The sequence below is a fragment of the Anaerotaenia torta genome, assembly GCF_050433395.1.
Lineage (GTDB): Bacteria > Bacillota > Clostridia > Lachnospirales > Lachnospiraceae > Mobilitalea > Mobilitalea torta.
On record NZ_JBNPXH010000018.1, the window covers coordinates 35883 to 55227 of the forward strand.

The following is a 19345-nucleotide window of genomic DNA, read 5'->3' on the forward strand; positions in this document are numbered from 1 at the left end:
TATTTTGCAGTTTGAGCAGAAAACACTGCAAAAACAAGAATCCACTGTATGAAAAAATCATACAGTGGATTCTTGTTTTTGTCCCCATGTATTTCTGATGGGTTTTACCCATTTCACTAAAATTCGACAGACATCAGTTCGCTTTTTGAATGAATTCCTAGCTTACTGTATACATTGGTCAGAGTCCAACTGACGGTTGCGACGGATATGTAAAGTTTCGCCGCAATCTCCTTCGTGGTAAGCCGCTCTTTAGCAAGCAGGGCAATTTCCCTTTCTCTGGGTGTCAAGGGGGATTGGCTGCGAAGAAATTCTTTTCGGATGATATTGACGCCGTTTTGCTGCCGTTCGCAGATAGCGCGAAGCGCGGTGAAGCGATCTCCTGCCGGAAGCAGATCACGCATACACGCATGGTCGGCAAAGGGAAGATAGATTTCATCCGGAAGGGCAATGTCAAGCGCCTCTTTTATGTAATGCCGCGCTTCCTCCCGCTCTCCATTGCGATACCTTGCAACCGCAAGAAAGATATTATGGTACAACTGCGGAATCCTGTACCGGATATTCAAATCGGAAAGACGGTCTAACCGTTCCATAGCAAGCGGAATGAGAGCATAGAGTTCCTGGTAGCGCTTGTCTATAAACAGCAGCCCAAAATGTAGAATTTCCGCAAAAGGAAGCATGGGAAGATACAGGGCATTTCGGATGCTGTCCATGTCATATAGCCAGGGCGCTACATAATCCTTCATGTCAAGCATAAGGCTGATAATGGAAAGGCACAGGCTCGCCATATGGCGTATCGCCGGACTCTCCTCTGTTGTAATATAGGTTTGAATGCTTTTAAAGGCCACAAGGAAATTGTCTGCGTCGCCCCGCAGGATGAAAATGCGGGCGAAGCAGAACTGCGCATAAATACTGTTGCTGGGTTGGCGGTTTTCGCGCGCTTCGTCCAAAGCCCTGTGACAGAATATCTCCGCTGCGTTATCATCACCCCGGAGCAGCGCGACCTCTGTCCGGAACAGCTGTAGCAGGCTGACCGCCTGTATGCAGGCGCCTGTGAGACGGAGTGATTTCTCCTTATCCATGGCATCAAGCAAATCGTTTAGCGTTCCCGGATCACGCCAGAGCATCCCAACCGTAGTCAGGAAAAAATAGGTTCCCGGTATGCTGTTTTCCCCAATCTCCGGTCTGTCTTTCCAAAGCTCTGCCAACCTTCCAAGATACTCCTGCATTTTTGGTATGTCGTTGAAATTTTCAAAGACCTTCAGCATAATCAGCTCGCTGCTGATCCGCATTTCTTCCTGTGACAGCTCTGTTTTGCTTTGGATCAATGTATGAAGCAGATCATAAAGCCGTTTGTAGGACTCAACATCTCCATTCATCAATGAGTAATATGCATTGGTGGCCGCATTTGAAGGGTATTTACAATACAATTCGTCCGGACATTCCCGAATAAATGTTTTGACCGGCAAACCGGCAAGTACAGATTTATGTTGGTCTATATACTGGAGGGTAACGGGTAGGGAAAGGATGGCTTCGTAATCCTTTGCATCATAAAAAAACTTTGCGGCGAGACAATAATCTCCCATGTCGGCGTAAGCCAAACCGGCTTTGTGCAGCAGTTTGCGCTGATATTCCTGCGGCAGATGGTAGTTGAACCGGTTGCGCAGGTAATCCAGTAAAAGGCTGTGGATGATGAAGACACGCTGCTCCGGCAAGTAACGAATGAAGCCGCTGGCTTTGAGCCGTTCTTCAATCGCGCCGGGTAAGACATCATAATCCAGCATATAGGCTGCCTGCCGCACTGTGAAGCTGTCACAGACCGATACCGCCAGCAGAAAATCCTTTTCCCCCGGTTTCAGCGTGTCCCAAATTGCCGTTTTCACCAACTGCTCAATGCCTGATGTGCCAACGAAGGAGCCGGTTTCCTTGTAATAGAGCATTTGCAGCCGGATCGCTGCGATCCATCCCTCTGTGCGGTCATAAATATCATCGAGTTCCTTCTCGGTAAGCCGGAGACCCTCCATACGAAACAGACTGGCAATACCATCCCGGTCAAAAAAGAAGGATGTGGCGTCCATCCTATAGATATTATCACGATGCAGGGGCAGCTTCCGGATAAAATCCAACTGCTGCGTGATGAGGATGATGTGCACGTTGGGGTTCTCATGCATGGAAAGCGTTTCAACTAACTCCCGATGCAGTCCGAATTGGGCCCGTTGGTAGTTATCAATCACAAAAAAGATATCCTTTTTGGTCTTTAATTTTTTGAAGGCAGATCTGATATAATGCAGGGTTTCCTCTTGCGGATATTTGAGTTTTTTCAGTTCGTCGGCTGCCTTTCGATTGATACCCGCAAGCAGATCACACATCTGTGCCCACGCAGCGGCAGCCGATTTCCCCAAGCAGGTATACCAGACCGAGATGGCCCCGGGATGCTCACTGCGCAGATATTCCCGAATAGCCGTCGTTTTCCCAAAGCCGCTGGGCGCCTCTACAATGGTCAAGGGATGCTGCACGATTTGATCCATCTGTTTTTTTAGCCTATTTGAAAAATAAAATTTTTGCTGTTTGGGTGTTGTTTTGAGCATCGCGTTCCTCCAAACTGGGGTTGACTCGTTTACAAGAGTAAGTATTTTTGATATCCATCACCAATACAATCCCTATGATCCGGGATGTTGTCGTACACAAATAATCGCCTTGATAACACTACTTATTATAATGTCATTAGGGTGTTTCAGTCAATGTCACCGTTATATAAACGAATGGTAAATAGGCGTAATTTTATTAGCAGAAAAACTAAGGGGTCAAAATGCCGTATTAGCAATTTTTATCTGGTATTAGCAAAAAGGGAATGTTCTTCTGTAAAAGAGAAATGCCGAAAACCCTATAAATCAAGGCTTTCGGCATTCCTTCTCAACGTTCCCGAGACGACTTGAACGTCCGACCTATCGCTTAGGAGGCGATCGCTCTATCCAACTGAGCTACGAGAACATTATGAAAAGCTTGCTGATATACAAGCTTAACATCTATGAAATTGTGAGCAAATCTCTGCACTGATCATAACTCACTCAGGCAGCATGTTTATTCTACTATTTTCCGGGCCCTAAGTCAATAAGGAAAAATGAATTCTTTTGATCAATCCTTCCCCTGTTCCAGAAAACCAACCCTGCCCTGCATCCAGATATTACCCTTGAATCTTCTTCCAACCATGGGCTCACCAAGAAGATCCTGCTTATGAATACACAGGCGGAAGGAGATATCATTGCACAGCAGCTGCAGATCGTAGACCTCCTCATTGGTATAGTTATTCATCAGTACATTGCATTCGGTAATGGTGGCAATCACACTGTAATTATCCGATTCAGAGCCAAAGGGGATAAAGGATGTATCAACGATGGTATAGATATCCTCCTTCTTTGCTCTTCTTGAAATCGTGGCATAGGTATCAATATCATCAATCGTCAGGCTGTCAATGGCATCCTGATTTCCCTTCTTTGCCTCGGCGATGAGATTGTTGCGATGCTTTGTCTCCGCTGTAATGTTGCGTACCTGAACCTCATCCATCTCAATGGGAAGGAGGATTCTTCCCTCCAGGGACAGTGCCGCCAGCGTAACCGGAAAGGGAGTACCCATGGGCATCTTCTGATTCCGCTTCTCCAGATATTCAGCTACGTTCTGCAGATAGAAAATCAGTGATACTCCGATCCGGAAATCATCACACATTCCCGTATAAGCCTCGGAATCCACTCTTTTATTAATTCCCACCTCTTCCCGGGTACTGACAACCTGGCCGCTCAGACTGGGGAAATAGTGCTCCATATGAAACTGATTATTCTCATCCAGCTCTCCGCGGACAGTAATTCCTATCCCATCTCCAAATTCCATGGTGATTTCGGAAAGGTTCGTATGTTTTAATTTTACCGTATGTCTTTTCTCTGAATTTCTTAAAATGTGATCAACTAGTTGATCTAAATCCATTCTATTATTAATATTACTAAATCCAATTGCTTTTAAGTAGCTATGCATATCTTCCTTCCATTCTATCGATACAAACACGGGCTAAGGCAAATATCAAATCACAGAGTTACAGTTTGGTTCTGTATTATATTCTACGTAGCCCTGCCGCATTACATGTAATAATTATTTATAACATATTTTGCTGCAGTTCGCAAGTAGCATATATTCGAAGTTTCTTCCACTACCGCGGATTACAGCTCTGCCTGCGGCGGGAAGGAGAACATGGTACTCCCATAATGCACTGTATGGAAGAAATGTGATTGGATTTGTATGCCGCAGGCAGAGCTGTAATCCACGCCCCTTCGCAAAATCCCGGCTGAATTCCACCGTTTCTCGGATTTATCCACAATTGGTTCAAATAAACGGGAGCTCACCTATACCACGGTATCTTCAATGAACAAGGTCAGCTCCTTTGTCAGATCTTTTTCAATCCATTGCGTCGGCCTTCGCCCTTCCCGGTCTTCCACAATGCGGATTACCGGTCTCGTCGGACATTGTGGATTCTGCCTCAGTACAATTCCTGTCTCTCCTTCATTCGTTTTCACTAACGAGCCTGTAGGATACGCCGCCACAGAATCAACAAATGCTTTTACCACCTGAAAGTCAAATAAAACCCCCGTCTTACTTACGATATAATCAATGGCATCATGCACCTTCATCCTGGTTACATAATTCCCATAGACCCTGCTGTCAAAATCGTCACAGAGAGAGGCTATTTTACTTCCGATTTTCATGCGTTCTCCCTTTATGCGGAAGGGGTAGCCGCTGCCGTCCAGCCTTTCATGATGGTTGATAATAATATCCTTCGCCGCCCTGGACAGCCAATCCATCTTCTCAACTGCAGAATAGCCATAGATAACATGCTTTTTAATTTCTTTCATTTCCTTCTCTGAACAATGATCCAGATTAACTCCGTAATATTCGGGACTGATATAGGTAAAACCAATATCATGCAGTAAGCATCCTATGGCGATATTTCTTATCTTCGTCTTCGTAAGCTTCAGCTTAAGAGCCAGAATTACAGAAAGAGCACAGACATTGAGTGAATGGGAATAAGCTCGGTCACTCTTTCCCCGAATACTGACAAGGTTATAGATCACATCCGGCTCCTTCATAATATCATAAATGATCTCATCCGCCACAACCTTGATATCCTGAAGCTCTCTCTCATCCTGACAGGAATACTTAACCAAAATATTCCTTATTGCTTCCTGACACTGTTCCTTTATCTGAAATTCCAGACTGCCCGCCAGATCCACTCCCGCGGACAGTTCATCTTCTATATAAATATATTCAATTTCCAGCTCCTTCAGCCTCTTTACATATTCCTTCCTTATTACTGTTCCTGCAGGCAATAATAAAGAATCCCCGGAGCTCAATAAATCTCTTGCTAACACCTCGTCTCCTTTTACGGATTCCAAAGAGATAATTCTCATTTTAACTAACCTCCACGCTGCCATCCTGAAGCAGTTTGCTCATTCGTGCCGCTCTTGCACCGTTCACCATGACTACAGGAACTTGTACCTGCTATACCGCGCCGAAGCGTAGGACGCATCCTGGCACGAAGTGCCATATCATGGACGCTTGCGGACATGGTATAATCTTATATTTCGGCATTTCACTCCAACCTGTTTAGGAATTGCTTCATATTAATAAATCATTAAGAATTATAGCATAAAATTCAATTATATCCATAATGATAATTATGCATTTTTACAGCAACTTTTTGGCATACTGAAGCTTATTGTATAAATTTTATATTTTAAGAGGATAATTTATGAAAACTTTGATTGTTATTTATTTAACAATACTATTTACAAACCCGTTTTTTTCTGTTATATTCATCTCATAACCTAATGTTAATTTTTTAACAATCTAAAAGGAGGATACTTATGTCAAAGGAATTACAACAACCCAGCCCCAAAGAGCATGTAGATCAATTAGTAAAAAACGCTCTTTCTGCATTAAATGATTTTCAATCCCTTGATCAGGATACAGTTGATAATATAGTTCACGAAATGGCCCTTGCCGGTCTTGCCAAGCAGCAGGTACTTGCAAAAATGGCAATCGATGAAACGAAAAGAGGTATTTACGAGGATAAAATTACAAAAAACATCTTTGCCACGGAGTATGTATGGCATTCCATTAAGGATCAGAAGACCGTCGGAATCATTGAAGATAACGAGGAAGAGGATTACATGATCGTAGCCGAGCCCGTTGGAATCGTTGCCGGCGTTACTCCGGTTACCAACCCCACTTCTACCACCATGTTCAAATGCCTGACTTGTATTAAAACCAGAAATCCTATTATCTTCGGGTTCCATCCCAGCGCGCAGCAGTGCTCCACAGAAGCCGCTAAAACACTCTACGAGGCAGCGGTAAAAGCCGGCGCGCCCAAGAACTGCATTCAGTGGATTGAGTATCCTTCCATTGACGCTACCAGAGAATTAATGAATCACCCCCATGTATCCATGATTTTAGCTACCGGCGGTTCAGGTATGGTAAAGCAGGCCTACTCCTGCGGTAAGCCGGCCTTGGGCGTGGGCCCCGGCAATGTGCCCTGCTTCATTGAGAAGACGGCTAATCTGAAGCGTGCCGTAACAGACCTGGTACTATCCAAATCCTTTGATAACGGTATGATCTGCGCATCCGAGCAGGCTGCTATTATCGAAGCTCCCGTATATAACGAAGTGGTAAGTCTGATGAAGAAGGACGGCTGCTATTTTGCATCCAAGGAAGAGATTAAGCTTCTGGAGCCGGTAGTAATCAATGCTGCGACCGGTGCGGTGAACCCGGCCATTGTTGGTCAGTCTCCGGCTGCAATTGCTGCCCTTGCCGGGATTACCATTCCCGCCGCCACAAAGATTCTGTGTACCGAATTAGATGGCGTCGGACCGGAGTATCCTCTTTCCAAGGAGAAGCTTTCTCCCGTACTTGCTGTTATTAAGGCGCAGACCCTGGAAAAGGGCTATCAGCTCTGCGAGAAAATGATTGAGCTGGGCGGCCTTGGTCACTCCTCCGTCATTCATTCCAATGATGATACCGTAATTAACACCTTCTCCGCCAGAATGAGAACCGGCCGTATTCTTGTGAACTCACCTTCCACCCATGGTGCAATCGGTGATTTATATAATACCAATATGCCATCTCTGACCCTTGGCTGCGGTTCCTACGGCGGCAACTCCACCACACACAATGTATCTGCAGTGGATCTGGTTAACTATAAGCGTGTTGCAAAGAGGAGGAATAATATGCAGTGGTTCAAGGTACCTGGCAAAATTTATTTTGAGTCCGGTTCAACTTCGTATTTATCGAAAATGCCCAATATCAGCAGAGCATTCATTGTAACCGATCCTTCCATGACCCAGTTAGGCTATGTCAGCAAGGTGCTGTATCAGTTAAGAAAACGCAGCGATTATGTACACTCCGAGATCTTTGACCAGGTTGAGCCCGATCCCAGCCTTGACACGATCCTTAAAGGTGTAGAGGAAATGAATAAGTTTAAGCCTGATGTTATTATCGCTTTAGGCGGCGGCTCTGCAATTGATGCCGCAAAGGGTATGTGGCTGTTCTATGAAAATCCTACTGCAGATTTCAAGAACATGTCCCTGAAGTTCCTGGACATCCGGAAGCGTACCTACAAGTTCCCTACCCTTGGAAATAAAACTCAATTTGTAGCCATTCCTACCACCTCCGGAACGGGTTCCGAGGTTACTTCCTTTGCGGTTATTTCCGATAAGCATGAAAACAAGAAGTACCCCCTGGCTGACTATGAATTAACACCGGACGTAGCAATTATTGATCCTGATTTCGTAATGAGCGTTCCGAAGAAATCAACTGCCTGGACCGGTATGGATGTACTGACTCATGCCATTGAAGCATATATCTCAATACTGGCCTCCGATTACACCGACGCTCTGGCAATCCATGCCATTGATCTGGTATTCAAGTATCTCCGGGAATCCTATGATAAGGGAGCGGAAAGCCCCATTGCCAGAGAAAAGATGCATAATGCCTCCACCATCGCAGGAATGGCATTCACCAACGCCTTCCTTGGAATTAATCACTCCCTGGCCCATAAGCTGGGCGGTGAGTATCATATTCCTCACGGCTGTGCAAATGCAATCTTATTGCCCCATGTAATCCGCTATAATGGCGTGGAATGCCCCACTAAGGTTGCCTCCTTCCCGAAATATGAAAGCTATATCGTAGGAGATAAAATCTTTGAGTTAATGAAGAAGTTGGGCAAGAATCCCAAGAATAATGCGGATGCGGTAGAGATGTTGGCAAAGGAAGTGGAAGCGCTCAATCAGCACCTTGGAATTCCTGCAACCTTACAGGAGTACGGAGTTGACGAGAAGGAATTCCTCCTCAAGCTCCCTATGCTTGCTGATCTTGCCTTCGGCGATCAGTGTACTACTGCCAATCCCAGACTTCCTCTGGTATCGGAACTGGAAGAGATCTATCTCCAGGCTTATTATGGCAAAGATCATTCTTCTAAGACGGAGAAATAAGAGCTTACTGCAAATCAAAAGTTACTGTAAATAATAGAAAAGACCAGCGGTTCATCGTTGGTCTTTTCCACATTTACAGGATATCCTTCTTCCTAATCATAAATTTTTCCCAGAATTATACTCTTCCTTCAGGATTCCATAGATTGCCGCATCACAAATACCTTGATTATTGATATCTGCCTTCCTCTTAGTTCCTTCATATGTGAAACCGCATTTCAGCATTACTCTTCCCGAATTGGGGTTATTCGTATCATGTCTTGCTTCAACCCGTTTAACACCTATCTCATCAAACATGAATTTGACCACTGCGCCCAGGGCTTCCGATGTAATTCCCTGGTTCCAGAAAGCTTTCCCGATACAATATCCGATCTCCACAGAATCTACCTTTTCATCTCTATTCACAACACTGATGCTTCCGATCGCCTCACCGATGGCTTTTAATTCAATGCACCACTGGTAATAGCTTTCATCCTCGTAATTATTTATCCAGCTCTCTATTATTTTCTCAGTTATCTCTATATCGGAGTGGCTCGGCCAGGTGAGATATTTGGTCACCTCGTCATCCTTCGCCCAATTATGGTACATAGCCTGAGCATCCGATAACTGAAATCTGCGAAGTATCAGCCGCTCCGTCTCAATTCTTACAGTTCCTGCATGTCTCATCCCTGTTTCCCTCCACACTCTCTATGATTACTTATATCTATATTGTTTTTGTTTTTTATGTAAAGCAGTCCTTGCATACAAATTCTATCATAGATCCCTTCGAATCATTCCATATAATTATTCGTGTTGAGTGCTTGATTCAATGCTTTCTTCTCATCCTCGGACAGCTCCAGAAAAGATTCTCCTCTTATAATCTCTTTTAGATAGGTATAACAGCCCTCTCTGCTGCTGTGTACGGAGTTCATAAGAATTCCATTATTATTTCTATCCAACAAAACCAAAACAAAACTGAGCTTGCCTCCCATTTCTCTGAAAGCATCATATTTTACTATGCCAACCTTTTGATAAGTAATCAAAAGATTCTCTTTTACTTTGGCAAGCTCTGCTTTTAATGATTCCGCATCCGATTTTAATCTATCAAGATCTGCAAAACGACTCAAGAACTGAGCTTCTAGATTTTCTCCGGTGGAGCCTGTCATAAACTTTTTATATTTTTTATTCAGCTTTCCCTGCATAGCCAATACTACAATAAAAAGGGTCAGCAGTATCAGTGATATACCCGCCAGACTCAATACTATTAGGCCCTGGTTACCCTCTATTATTTCTGTAATTCCTCTTGTTGCATTCATAAAATCATCCTCCGTATTGTATCCTTTCCTAATTCGTCATACTGTGAAACATCTCTACTATCCTCTCCAGCTCCTCTGATGAGTAGTAATCTATTTCAATCGATCCTTTATTATTATTTTTTCTATGAATTGATACTTTCGTGCCAATAATGCTCCTGATTCTATCCTCCAAATCACGATAAATAAAATCATCCTCTCTGGTGGCAGCACTTTCTTTATTGGGTTTATCACTTAAAATATTCTTTACCAGCTTTTCTGTTTCACGCACACTTAATTTTTCATCAAATACCCTGCATGCGGTATAATATTGCTTCTCCCCATCTTCAATCGGTATCAGTGCCCGCGCATGACCGCTGGATATCATATCATCGATAACCATTTGCTGAACTCTTTCCTCAAGTTTAAGGAGTCTCATGGAATTGGTTACCGCAGCACGGCTTTTAGAGACACGTTCCGCTACCTCATCCTGTTTCAGCTGAAATTCCTGTATTAATCTTTGATAAGCCAGAGCTTCTTCAATCGGATTAAGGTCCTCTCTCTGGATGTTTTCAATTAATGCTATTTCAACAATCTCCTGAGAGGTATAATCCTTTATAATAGCAGGAACTTCCTTAAGACCGGCAAGTCTTGCCGCTCTCCATCTTCGTTCTCCTGCAATAATTTCATAAAGCTTATCCCTTTTCTGAAGAATTAACGGCTGGATCACTCCGTACTGTTTAATGGAGTCCGCTAATTCCTGCAGGGCATCTTCATCAAATTTCTTTCTGGGCTGTAATTTATTTGGTTCAATGTCGTTTATATGTATCAATGTTTCACGTGAAACATGATCCATTTTTTCATCGACTCTCTCAATCTTTTCAGGAATCATGATGTCCAGGCCTTTTCCCAGTCCCTTTTTCATCGCCATTTTAATAACCTTCCTTTCTCATAAATCTACACCTTTCGCTCTCGTTCTCTTCCGGACTATTTCCTGCCATTCCTAAACTTAATCTCATTTATTTCATTTTTAGCAAAGGCGTCTGCTTCCTCTTTCTCAATGACCTCCAAAGCCAGTTGTCTGTACCCATCTGCTCCTGCTGATTTCGGATCGTACAAATTGATTGGCAATCCATGACTTGGTGCTTCTGCCAAACGAACATTTCTCGGAATAATTGTTTTATAAATATTCTGTTTTAAATTTTCCTTCACATTCTCTACTACCTGGAGCGAAAGATTTGTTCTGGCATCAAACATGGTGAAGACAACACCTTCTAATTCCAACATTGGATTTAGCCTTTGCTTTACCAGATTAATGGTATGTATTAACTGCGTCAATCCTTCTAAAGCGTAAAACTCGCATTGGATTGGAACTAATACGGTATCCGCCGTAGTCATAGCATTTACTGTCAACGTATTCAAAGAAGGGGGACAATCAATAATAATGAAGTCATATTCATCACGAATCCGATCTATATGTGCTTTTAAAAGAAACTCTCTATCCTTTATACCGATTAATTCAATCTCTGCACCGGCCAAATTAACATTGGAAGGAAGAATATCAAGATTGGTAATTCCAGTATGAATTCTGCATTCCTCAAAAGAAGCTTCACTTATAATCATCTGGTAAACCGTATTTTTCAGTTTGTTTTTTTCGATTCCCAAACCACTGGACGTGTTACCTTGGGGATCTATATCAATCACCAGTATTTTTTTTCTCTTTTCCGCCAAACAGGCAGAGAGATTAATTGCAGTCGTAGTTTTTCCTACCCCGCCCTTCTGATTTGCAATCGCAATTATTCTTGCCATAAACTCCCGCCCTTCTATATATGAATCCTCACTTTTATCTCTATTTTTCCATAGCCTCCAATAGCCCTTATTATAACATTTTTAAAAACGAATATCTATACTATTTTCATATTTAATCCCGATTACCTATAGGATAAAAAGAAAATGTTTCACGTGAAACATTCATACAGTAAATAAAGCAGATGAAAGGCCTTCCCTTTCATCTGCCATTTTATCTTTTTCCCATGAAGCTTCCATGAAGCCTATTTTAATATAATTCGACAAAATTATTTCTAATCGCATAAACAGCGGCTTGTGTCCGATCTGATACATCTATCTTTTTAAATATATTGGAAACATGATTCTTTACCGTCTTTTCACTAATGGACAGCATATATGCAATCTCTTTATTAAACAATCCTTCTGCTAATAACTTTAATACCTCAATTTCTCTTTTCGTCAAAGTATCTGTGTTATCTGCCTGACTGCCTTTCTCCTCCAACTTCAGCTTCAACACCGGGGCCAGTTCCGGCTGTATAAAGTTCTCTCCCCGATTCACACAAAAGATTGCCTTCTTTAATACAGTTGAATCCGAATCTTTTAATACATATCCGTCTACACCAAGTTCAACAGCCCGTACCAGATATTCAACTTCATTATGAATTGTTAAAATCAGTACCTTTACCTTTATCTTCGCCTTATTCTCTTTAATATACTGCAATACCTGCAGACCATTCATCATCGGCATATTAATATCTAGCAAAAGAACATCGGTTTTGTTTGCATCTAATAACTCAATGCATTGCTTACCATTGCTGGCTTCTGCGACAACTACAATATCTCCGTCCAATTCAAGCAGCTGCTTTATCCCTTCTCTCACCATGGAGTGATCATCAGCAATCATAATGTTAACTGGTTTGTTCATCCTTATCCCCCTCGTATATAGTTAATGGTGCAGAAACAGTTACTGTTGTTCCCAGTCCCCTCTCTGACTTAATTTCAACCTTCCCTGACAATAATGAAATCCGCTCCTTCATAATGGACAAGCCAAAGCTGGATGAATGTCCTTTTTCTTCCGGTGAATCTTCCTTCATTAAAAATCCTGTTCCATTATCGATGATTGCAACTGTTACCCTATGTTCTTCAAAATTAATATTAATACAGATCTCCGTAGCTTGGGCATGCTTTATTACATTATTACATGCTTCCTGTATAATTCTGAAAAGGGTTAGCTTTATAACAGGATGTATTTCCATGGTTTCCGCATTGGAATGGACAATGACATTAATATTATTTAAATCCATCAGTCTTCCGGCAAACCGTTCAATGGTAACCAGCAATCCAATGTCATCCAGGGACATGGGTTTCAGATTATAGATAATGCCTCTCATATCATTGATTACCGATTTGATTGTATTTGACATTGCTTTCAGTTCAAGCTTTGCCCGTATCGGATCAATATCAATCAGTTTAATACACAGCTCTGCCTTATGAACCAGACTTGTGAGATTTTGAACTGTAGAATCATGCAAATCCCTGGCTATACGCTGCCGTTCCACCTCCTGGGCTTCCAAGATACTCAATCCCTTATCATTGAACTGTGAAACATCCTGTTCTGCCTGCTCCGCAGTATCATCCTTCTCCCGCTTGATAAGTTCTTCATACCCATCAATGACAGCTACCGCATTCTTTAATTTGTTATTCTTATCTATCAGGTTGTCCTGCTCACGAATCAATTTTCCAACTTCTGATTCTATCTGCTGGATTGTTCCCTTTAATTCATCTTCTTCCTTCAATTTATTATAAAGAGGAGAAAACAAATCAACGTTATGAAGCTTCGTTCTCTCCCTTTCTGACAATTCATCTTCTTTTTGCTTCAATAAATGCTGATGAACCTTTATCTGGGATTTAATAGAATACAAACGTTCTTCATTTTCAATAATCATTTCTTTTAATAATAGGCTGGAAGCATAGTTTTCCTTTGCTGCATTGTTTTCTGTATTTTCTTTCATTTCATTGCTTTCATACATAATGTATGCACCCTTTCTATGCTTAGGCCATGAAATATCTATGTTAATATCATATAACATGGTAGTGAATTTTTAAAGTATTTTTTAGTATATTTTATGATTTTTTGGGTCTTTTCCCCTAATTCTTGCATCACTCAACCGATTTTTTCTGCATTCCCTTGTTACCCGGCTTTCGTTAATTTCCATCCTATAGAAACTATGATTTCCTTCCTGCTCCTCGTGGATTACAGAAAACCCTATTTTCTCAAAAAACCCCCTGGATTTTTCCCCCGCCCTGCACTCTACATTATAAATTCCTGCTGTAAAAGCTTTATTTATTAGCATTCTTACAGTAAAATCTCCATATCCAAGTCTGCGATATTCCTGTAAAACAGCCACCTGTCCTATCTCACACCTTGAACCATCGAATTGGATCCTTCCCGTTGCTACCGGATTCTTTCTCTCTGAATGCCGGAACTCCATACCGGAGCTTGTACCCTTTTCCATAGAGTCTGATCTTCCGGGCACTGCAGAATCCGTTTCATAAACAATAACCTGCATGGCCATTTCATCAAGGCCATCAAATACCTTTTCCTCCGGTACCCCATACTCCTCCAGAAACACCTTTTTCCTGATCCAATATGCTTCTGATAAATCATCGCCATAAGAAAGCAACTTTCCCTGTATTAACATAATTTCTCCTTATTTTTACAGCGGTTCCTTAGATGGTTTTCCCGCACTTCTCGGATAAATCCTTGGTGTCTGGCTTACTTTTCTTACCATCACCAAAGTCCTCTCAATATCCGTATCCGGCAAAACAAATCCTGCTATCTTCTCTATTCTGGAACCTAAAATATGAATTGCTCTTTCAGATGCAACAATCTCCTCATTAATTATACCAGACTTATATGAAATAAAAAATCCGCCTTTTTTCACATAAGGAATACAATATTCAGATAATGACGACAGTTTTGCAACGGCCCTCGACACACACAGATCAAACTGCTCCCTGTAATCCGGATGCTTTCCGTAATCCTCGGCACGTCCATGCAGGGTCGTTATTTTCTGCAGCTTTAATTGTTCTATCACTTCCGATAAAAACTTCAATCGCTTATTCAGAGAATCCAACAGGACAATTTCCAGATCGGGGAATGCGATTTTTAATGGAAGCCCCGGAAAGCCGGCACCAGTTCCCACATCCAGCAATTTTTGATTCTTCAGATCAACTGCCTTTACCAGCATCAGGCTATCCAGGAAATGCTTTGTAATCACTTCAGAAAATTCAGTAATTGAAGTGAGATTCATTACCTTGTTCTTCTCAATCAACATTTCATAATAATCAACAAATTGCTGCTTCTGATGATCTGCCAGCTCAATTCCTATCTCCTTTATGCCTTGCTCGAATCGCTCCATCCCGGGATAAAGCCCATACTCCATATCCGCCCTCCATATTCGTGATAAAGACCCACTTTTCTCCTAGGTATCTATTCTTCCGTTCCTTGTTCTTTCTTATTGCGATAGTTTAACTGAGTAAGGTAGACCAGCAATACAGAGATATCCGCCGGTGATACGCCCGAGATTCTGGATGCCTGGCCTATGGATCTGGGCAGGAATTTGATCAGCTTCTGCCTTGCTTCAATCCGCAGGCTGGGTACCGCCGTATAGTCGATGGTTTCGGGAATAATCCGGTTTTCCAGCTTTTTAAATTGCTCAATCTGATGTAATTGGCGCCGGATGTACCCGTCATATTTTATATTAATATTAACCTGCTCAATCACTTCCTCCGGCAAAGCTTTTCTTTCCCGGTCAATAGGCTGCAAGAGCTCATAGGATAATTCCGGCCTGCGAATTAATTCCGCCATGGTGGCTGCCGTTCCCAAAGGAGTGCTGCCGCACTGCTGCAATAATTCCTGAACCTCCCTATTGGCTCCCACCATTGTATTCTCCAGACGGTTAATCTCTTCCTGTATCTGATTTATCTTATCCAGGGTATGCTGATAACGCTCCTCATCAATCAAGCCAATTCGATAACCCTTCTCTGTCAGACGAATATCCGCATTATCCTGGCGCAGCAGCAAGCGATACTCCGCTCTGGAAGTCATCATGCGGTAGGGTTCATTGGTCTCCTTGGTCACAAGATCATCAATCAGCACTCCGATATAGGCCTCCGAGCGGTCGATAATCAATGGCTCCCGGCCTAATACCTTTAAAGCCGCATTGATACCGGCAACCAGTCCCTGGGCAGCGGCTTCCTCATATCCGGAGCTTCCGTTGAACTGCCCTCCGCTGAACAGACCCTCCACCGCCTTAAATTCCAGGGACGGCTTCAGCTGCATGGGATTAATACAATCATATTCTATGGCATATGCATTCCGCACAATCCTGGCATTCTCCAAGCCCGGCACCGAACGGTACATCCTGCATTGCACATCCTCCGGCAGGGAGCTGGACATTCCCGCTATATACATCTCATTGGTATACAGCCCCTCCGGCTCAATAAATACCTGGTGCCTATCCTTATCGGCGAATTTCACCACTTTATCCTCAATGGAGGGACAGTATCTGGCACCGGTTCCTTTGATATCTCCGCTAAAGAGAGGGGATCGGTCTATATTGGCACGGATAATCTCATGGGTCTTCTCATTGGTATAGGTAAGCCAGCAGGATATCTGCTCCTTCTGAAGATCCTCCCGCTTTGTAATAAAAGAAAAGGGAATTACCTTTTCATCTCCAAGCTGCTCCTGCATCTTACTAAAATCGATAGACCGTTTGTCAATTCTTGCGGGAGTCCCGGTCTTAAAACGAAACATCTCAATTCCCAGCTCCTTCAGGGAATCCGTCAGATGGGTTGCTGCCTGTAATCCCCCCGGCCCGGTATGATTCACTGTCTCACCGTAAATGCATCTGGCATTCAAATAGGTTCCCGTACACAGAATCACTGCCTTACAAGGATACACAGCTCCCGAATAAGTCATAACACCGGTAACCTTATGATCCTCTGTAATTATCTTCACAACCTCCGCCTGTTTTAAAGTCAGATTTGGTGTGTTTTCCAGCACTCTTCGCATGGAATTCGAATATTCCTGCTTATCCGCCTGCGCACGCAGGGAATGAACTGCCGGTCCCTTGGATACATTGAGCATCTTAGACTGAATATAGGTTTTATCAATATTCCTGCCCATCTCGCCCCCCAGAGCATCGATTTCTCTCACCAGATGCCCTTTTGAGGTCCCCCCGATATTAGGATTACAAGGCATTAACGCAATGCTGTCCGTGCTGATTGTAAATAAAATTGTATTTAAAGATAATCTTGCCGCAGCCAATGCCGCCTCACAGCCCGCATGACCGGCGCCAACTACTGCTACGTCATAGCTTCCGTATACGTATGACATATTCCTTCCATTCCCTTCTTAGTAAACATAAAAATTAAAATTTAAGCTGCTGCCTCTTACCGGCATCCGATTATTTACCCATACAAAATTCCTTGAATATCATATTAACCAGATCTTCCTCAACGTTTTCACCTATAATTCTGCCTAAAACCTCATAAGCCGCCATGAGATCAATGGAGTAAAAATCCTCCGGCATCCCTGCCTCCACACTCTGAACTACCTGTTTTAAACTCTCCAGCGCCTGGAGAAAGGCTTCCCTGTGCCTCTCATTGGTAATATAAATATCCTCATTAAAGGACAATTCGCCGCCAAAAAACATATCCTTGATGGTTTTTTCAAACTCCTTTAATCCGGTAGATTCCTTAACGGAGATACTAACCACCGGATGAGCCGTTCTGTTTTGAATCTCCTCCATGGAAATCTTCTGCTCCAGATCTGATTTATTTAGCAAAAGAATGGCCTTCTTATCCTGAATCAGATTTAAAATAGCTTCATCATTTTCATCCAGGGCGGTGGAGGAATCCAGAACATACAGGATAAGATCCGATTCGGAAGCCATCCTGATAGCCTTCTCAACTCCGATCCGCTCAATGACATCCTTTGTCTCCCGGATGCCTGCCGTATCAATGACATTTAACATAATACCATTAAAATAAATCATTTCCTCCAGGGTATCCCTGGTGGTTCCGGCAATATCTGTTACGATTGCCCGTTCTTCCCCCACCAGGGTATTTAACAGGCTTGATTTTCCCGCATTGGGTTTTCCGATAATAACCGTTCGTATTCCTTCCTTAATCAGCTTGCCATTCCCTGCTTCCTTCAGCAGCAGCTCAATCTTTTTACACTCATAGTCCAGATTCTTCATGAGATTCCGATCAAAGCCTTCCAGACTGATATGCTCCGGATCATCCAATGCTGCCTCAATAAAGGCAATATCCCTTAGAATTCTCTCTCTTAATTCTATGATCAGCTGCTTCTCTTTCCCTCTTAACTGATTGAAAGAATTCTTCAAGGCCAGCTCGTTCCTGGCAGAGATAATATCAGACACTGCCTCCGCCTGGGATAAATCAATTCTTCCGTTTAAGAAGGCCCGCTTTGTGAATTCCCCCGGCTCCGCGATCCTGGCTCCGTATTTTAATACCGTCTTAAGAATCCTGCGGGTAACCACAATTCCGCCATGACAATTGATCTCCACCGTATTCTCTCTGGTATAGGTAGCAGGAGCGCGCATGATTGCAACCATCACTTCGTCCACCGGCTCTTCCCCGTCATAGATATAGCCGTAATGAATCGTATGACTCTTTTCTTCGGATAATTTCTTATGCCCGGATTTCAGTTTATAAATACGATCTATAATTTGAAAGGCCGTATCTCCGCTAACCCTTACAATACTGATGCCCGCATTGCTCAAACCGGTAGCAATAGCTGCAATCGTATCCGTTCTCATAAACTCTTCCCCTCCTGCCACGAATAAAAAGGTGCCTTAAAGTATGCTTCCCCTTCAAGACACCCATTTTCAACATACAAAGTAGCTTATACTTCTTCCTTTGCCGCTGCCTCTTTTTTACTTTCCTTGTATTTCTCGTAATCCTTCTTGTAATCTGCGCTGTAATTCTTATTATAACCGCTCTTGCTGGTATTATAGGGCTTATTATAGCTCTTATTGGTAACTCCCTTGTAATAATCATCCTTTCGATAATTTCCGGATGATTTTACCGGCTTCTGGTCACGATAGGATTTCTTCACATTAATGACCACTTTACGATAAGGTTCTTCCCCCTCGGAGTAAGTCTCCACATATTTATCATTTTGCAGGGCAGAATGAATAATCCTTCTCTCATAGGGATTCATAGGCTCAAGAGAAACCGGCTTTCTGGTTCTCTTTACCTTATATGCAATATTCTTTGCAAGATTCTCCAGGGTTTCTTTTCTTCTGGCCCTGTAATTCTCCGTATCCAGTTTAACCTTAATATAATTTTCGCTGTTCTTATTCACTACCAGGCTTACCAGATACTGAAGGGAGTCCAGGGTTTGTCCTCTTTTGCCAATTAACACACCCATATCATCGCCGTCAATATTGGCCTCTACCGTAGTATTCTCTTCGTCATAAGTAACCTCAATGGAAGTCTCCATACCCATGGTACGGAACACATCCGTCAAAAATTTCTTTGCAGTTCCTTCGATCGTAGCCTTAACTCTTGCCCGGATTTTTGCCGGCTTTCCGAACATTCCAAGAAAACCGCTTGTTTCCTTCTCAATTACCTCATACTCCATATGATCAATGGTAGTTTCAAGTGCAAGCATGGCATTTGTTAAAGCTTCATCCACTGTTTTACCGGTGATTTCCATCCAATCCATTG

At 42.8% G+C, this 19345-nt stretch carries 15 protein-coding genes and 1 tRNA gene; 1 reads left to right on the plus strand and 15 read right to left on the minus strand.

The window, feature by feature from the left end:
* Nucleotides 1-116: 116 nt before the first annotated feature.
* The 4 genes from HNQ56_RS22830 to HNQ56_RS22845 all read right to left on the minus strand — a co-directional run bounded on the left by HNQ56_RS22830 (nucleotide 117) and on the right by HNQ56_RS22845 (nucleotide 5450).
* Nucleotides 117-2525: a LuxR C-terminal-related transcriptional regulator gene (locus HNQ56_RS22830; RefSeq protein ID WP_429150705.1), complete on the minus strand. Its 2409-nt coding sequence runs from the start codon at nucleotides 2523-2525 to the stop codon at nucleotides 117-119.
* Between the two features lie 389 nt (nucleotides 2526-2914).
* Nucleotides 2915-2988, minus strand: a tRNA-Arg gene (locus tag HNQ56_RS22835).
* Nucleotides 2989-3132: 144 nt separating this feature from the next.
* The gene (locus HNQ56_RS22840) at nucleotides 3133-4023 is read right to left on the minus strand and encodes a DUF3881 family protein (RefSeq protein ID WP_429150707.1); all 891 of its coding nucleotides are present in this window, start codon (nucleotides 4021-4023) and stop codon (nucleotides 3133-3135) included.
* 365 nt (nucleotides 4024-4388) lie between these two features.
* Nucleotides 4389-5450, minus strand: a complete 1062-nt coding sequence (locus HNQ56_RS22845) for an HD-GYP domain-containing protein (RefSeq protein ID WP_429150709.1) — start codon at nucleotides 5448-5450, stop codon at nucleotides 4389-4391.
* A 456-nt stretch (nucleotides 5451-5906) separates the two neighbouring features.
* Here HNQ56_RS22845 and adhE point away from each other — a divergent pair, with 456 nt between their 5' ends.
* Nucleotides 5907-8528, plus strand: a complete 2622-nt coding sequence (gene adhE / locus HNQ56_RS22850) for a bifunctional acetaldehyde-CoA/alcohol dehydrogenase (protein WP_429150711.1) — start codon at nucleotides 5907-5909, stop codon at nucleotides 8526-8528.
* Nucleotides 8529-8624: 96 nt separating this feature from the next.
* Here the strand turns inward: adhE and HNQ56_RS22855 are convergent, their stop codons facing one another.
* The 11 genes from HNQ56_RS22855 to jag all read right to left on the minus strand — a co-directional run bounded on the left by HNQ56_RS22855 (nucleotide 8625) and on the right by jag (nucleotide 19343).
* Entirely contained in the window at nucleotides 8625-9191 is a 567-nt protein-coding gene (locus tag HNQ56_RS22855) for a GNAT family N-acetyltransferase (protein WP_429150713.1), read from the minus strand.
* A 104-nt stretch (nucleotides 9192-9295) separates the two neighbouring features.
* Nucleotides 9296-9820, minus strand: a complete 525-nt coding sequence (locus HNQ56_RS22860) for a DUF4446 family protein (protein WP_429150715.1) — start codon at nucleotides 9818-9820, stop codon at nucleotides 9296-9298.
* A 28-nt stretch (nucleotides 9821-9848) separates the two neighbouring features.
* Nucleotides 9849-10727 (minus strand): ParB/RepB/Spo0J family partition protein, encoded by an 879-nt coding sequence (locus tag HNQ56_RS22865; RefSeq protein WP_429150717.1) that lies wholly within the window; start codon nucleotides 10725-10727, stop codon nucleotides 9849-9851.
* Nucleotides 10728-10783: 56 nt separating this feature from the next.
* Nucleotides 10784-11605, minus strand: coding sequence for a ParA family protein (locus HNQ56_RS22870; protein ID WP_429150719.1), 822 nt, complete (start codon nucleotides 11603-11605; stop codon nucleotides 10784-10786).
* Between the two features lie 247 nt (nucleotides 11606-11852).
* Entirely contained in the window at nucleotides 11853-12509 is a 657-nt protein-coding gene (locus HNQ56_RS22875) for a response regulator (RefSeq protein ID WP_429150721.1), read from the minus strand.
* Nucleotides 12493-13596: a sensor histidine kinase gene (locus tag HNQ56_RS22880; RefSeq protein WP_429150723.1), complete on the minus strand. Its 1104-nt coding sequence runs from the start codon at nucleotides 13594-13596 to the stop codon at nucleotides 12493-12495. The genes HNQ56_RS22875 and HNQ56_RS22880 overlap by 17 nt, the downstream gene beginning before the upstream one ends.
* A 102-nt stretch (nucleotides 13597-13698) precedes the next feature.
* Nucleotides 13699-14286 (minus strand): GNAT family N-acetyltransferase, encoded by a 588-nt coding sequence (locus HNQ56_RS22885; RefSeq protein ID WP_429150725.1) that lies wholly within the window; start codon nucleotides 14284-14286, stop codon nucleotides 13699-13701.
* Between the two features lie 15 nt (nucleotides 14287-14301).
* Nucleotides 14302-15030, minus strand: coding sequence for a 16S rRNA (guanine(527)-N(7))-methyltransferase RsmG (gene rsmG, locus HNQ56_RS22890; RefSeq protein WP_429150727.1), 729 nt, complete (start codon nucleotides 15028-15030; stop codon nucleotides 14302-14304).
* Nucleotides 15031-15077: 47 nt separating this feature from the next.
* Complete coding sequence (mnmG, locus tag HNQ56_RS22895; RefSeq protein WP_429150729.1) at nucleotides 15078-16985, minus strand: tRNA uridine-5-carboxymethylaminomethyl(34) synthesis enzyme MnmG; 1908 nt, start codon at nucleotides 16983-16985, stop codon at nucleotides 15078-15080.
* 70 nt (nucleotides 16986-17055) lie between these two features.
* The gene (gene mnmE, locus HNQ56_RS22900; RefSeq protein WP_429150731.1) at nucleotides 17056-18432 is read right to left on the minus strand and encodes a tRNA uridine-5-carboxymethylaminomethyl(34) synthesis GTPase MnmE; all 1377 of its coding nucleotides are present in this window, start codon (nucleotides 18430-18432) and stop codon (nucleotides 17056-17058) included.
* Nucleotides 18433-18518: 86 nt separating this feature from the next.
* Complete coding sequence (gene jag, locus HNQ56_RS22905) at nucleotides 18519-19343, minus strand: RNA-binding cell elongation regulator Jag/EloR (RefSeq protein ID WP_429150733.1); 825 nt, start codon at nucleotides 19341-19343, stop codon at nucleotides 18519-18521.
* Between the last annotated feature and the right edge of the window lie 2 nt (nucleotides 19344-19345).

What these genes read in the sequence shown, in the direction of transcription:
- HNQ56_RS22845 (WP_429150709.1), bottom strand. Translation starts at nt 5,450, where the DNA reads ATGAGAATTATCTCTTTGGAATCCGTAAAAGGAGACGAGGTGTTAGCA.
- HNQ56_RS22865 (WP_429150717.1), bottom strand. Translation starts at nt 10,727, where the DNA reads ATGGCGATGAAAAAGGGACTGGGAAAAGGCCTGGACATCATGATTCCT.
- jag (WP_429150733.1), bottom strand. Translation starts at nt 19,343, where the DNA reads ATGGATTGGATGGAAATCACCGGTAAAACAGTGGATGAAGCTTTAACA.
- rsmG (WP_429150727.1), bottom strand. Translation starts at nt 15,030, where the DNA reads ATGGAGTATGGGCTTTATCCCGGGATGGAGCGATTCGAGCAAGGCATA.
- HNQ56_RS22880 (WP_429150723.1), bottom strand. Translation starts at nt 13,596, where the DNA reads ATGAAAGAAAATACAGAAAACAATGCAGCAAAGGAAAACTATGCTTCC.
- HNQ56_RS22830 (WP_429150705.1), bottom strand. Translation starts at nt 2,525, where the DNA reads ATGGATCAAATCGTGCAGCATCCCTTGACCATTGTAGAGGCGCCCAGC.
- HNQ56_RS22885 (WP_429150725.1), bottom strand. Translation starts at nt 14,286, where the DNA reads ATGTTAATACAGGGAAAGTTGCTTTCTTATGGCGATGATTTATCAGAA.
- HNQ56_RS22840 (WP_429150707.1), bottom strand. Translation starts at nt 4,023, where the DNA reads ATGCATAGCTACTTAAAAGCAATTGGATTTAGTAATATTAATAATAGA.
- HNQ56_RS22855 (WP_429150713.1), bottom strand. Translation starts at nt 9,191, where the DNA reads ATGAGACATGCAGGAACTGTAAGAATTGAGACGGAGCGGCTGATACTT.
- mnmG (WP_429150729.1), bottom strand. Translation starts at nt 16,985, where the DNA reads ATGTCATACGTATACGGAAGCTATGACGTAGCAGTAGTTGGCGCCGGT.
- adhE (WP_429150711.1), top strand. Translation starts at nt 5,907, where the DNA reads ATGTCAAAGGAATTACAACAACCCAGCCCCAAAGAGCATGTAGATCAA.
- HNQ56_RS22870 (WP_429150719.1), bottom strand. Translation starts at nt 11,605, where the DNA reads ATGGCAAGAATAATTGCGATTGCAAATCAGAAGGGCGGGGTAGGAAAA.
- HNQ56_RS22860 (WP_429150715.1), bottom strand. Translation starts at nt 9,820, where the DNA reads ATGAATGCAACAAGAGGAATTACAGAAATAATAGAGGGTAACCAGGGC.
- HNQ56_RS22875 (WP_429150721.1), bottom strand. Translation starts at nt 12,509, where the DNA reads ATGAACAAACCAGTTAACATTATGATTGCTGATGATCACTCCATGGTG.
- mnmE (WP_429150731.1), bottom strand. Translation starts at nt 18,432, where the DNA reads ATGAGAACGGATACGATTGCAGCTATTGCTACCGGTTTGAGCAATGCG.